Here is a 1,328-nt window from a genome sequence, read left to right on the forward strand (position 1 = left end):
GACGGTGTGGCCCGCGCGGCGAATCCGCTCGCGCATGTTGCCACCCATCTTGCCGAGTCCGACGAGACCGAGCTCCATCAGTGGTTCCTTAGGTTGCGGTGGGGCGGGAGGGGTACGTGCGTACCGCGTACGAGCCTAAACCCGGAGGTCAGCGCACAGTTGTGGGCATAAGCGCTCACATGCTGAAGCGCTCAGCCGCCGAGACCCTCACGCCCCGCCACGGCTCAGCCGCTCAGCCGCACCGGCATGATCAGGTACTTGTACGCCTCGTCCGCCTCGGCGTCCAGCGCGGGCTTGCCGCTCAGGAGGGCCGGCTTCGTCGACGTCGTGAACGACAGCTGCGCCACCGGCGAGTCGATCGCGCTCAGGCCGTCCAGCAGGAACGTCGGGTTGAAGGCGATCGAGATGTCGTCGCCCTCGAGCTGGGCGTCCACGCGCTCCACAGCCTGTGCGTCGTCGCTGGAACCGGCCTCCAGGATGAGCACACCCTGTTCGAAGCTCAGCCGCACCGGGGTGTTCCGCTCGGCGACCAGGGCCACGCGCTTGACCGCCTCGACGAACGGCGCGGTCTCGATCACGGCGACGGAGTTGAACTCGGTCGGGAAGAGCGTGCGGTACTTCGGGAGGTCGCCCTCCAGCAGACGCGTCGTCGTCCGACGGCCGGCGCCCTCGAAACCGATCAGACCCTCGCCGGAACCCGAGCCGGAGAGCGCCAGGATGACGCTGTCACCGCTGGTCAGCGCCTTGGCCGTGTCGAGCAGGGTCTTCGCGGGCACCAGGGCCACGGCCGACGCCTCGGGGTTCTCCGGCTTCCACAGGAACTCGCGGACGGCGAAGCGGTAGCGGTCGGTGGAGGCGAGGGTGACCGTGTCGCCCTCGATCTCGATGCGCACGCCCGTCAGCACCGGCAGCGTGTCGTCACGGCCGGCGGCGATGGCGACCTGGGCGGCGGCCGAGGCGAAGACCTCGCCCGGCACGGTGCCCGTCGCGTTCGGCATCTGCGGCAGCGCCGGGTACTCCTCCACAGGCAGGGTGTGGAGGGTGAACCGCGAGGAGCCGCACACCACCGTCGCCCGTACACCGTCTGTGGAGATCTCCACCGGACGGTTCGGCAGCGCCCGGCAGATGTCCGCGAGCAGGCGCCCGGAGACGAGCACCGTGCCCTCCTCGTCGACCTCGGCCTCGACGCCGACCCGCGCGGAGACCTCGTAGTCGAAGCTCGACAGGCTCAGCTGGCCTTCCTCGGCCTTCAGCAGGAGGCCAGCGAGGACAGGCGCCGGCGGGCGGGCCGGGAGGCTGCGCGCCGCCCGCCGGCGCCTGTCCTCGCT

Annotated in this window: 2 protein-coding genes; both read right to left on the reverse strand. The window is 70.7% G+C overall.

Annotated features, from left to right (window positions below):
* The coding region (locus AOK24_RS47270) for an NAD(P)-binding domain-containing protein (RefSeq protein ID WP_159051786.1) at positions 1–78 on the reverse strand (78 nt) is incomplete at its 3' end.
* Positions 79–224: 146 nt separating this feature from the next.
* Positions 225–1,328: DNA polymerase III subunit beta (gene dnaN / locus AOK24_RS04060; protein ID WP_055718676.1), on the reverse strand; the 1,104-nt coding region annotated here is incomplete at its 5' end.

Origin of the sequence: Streptomyces niveiscabiei (genome assembly GCF_001419795.1) — a bacterium.
Taxonomy (GTDB): domain Bacteria; phylum Actinomycetota; class Actinomycetes; order Streptomycetales; family Streptomycetaceae; genus Streptomyces; species Streptomyces niveiscabiei.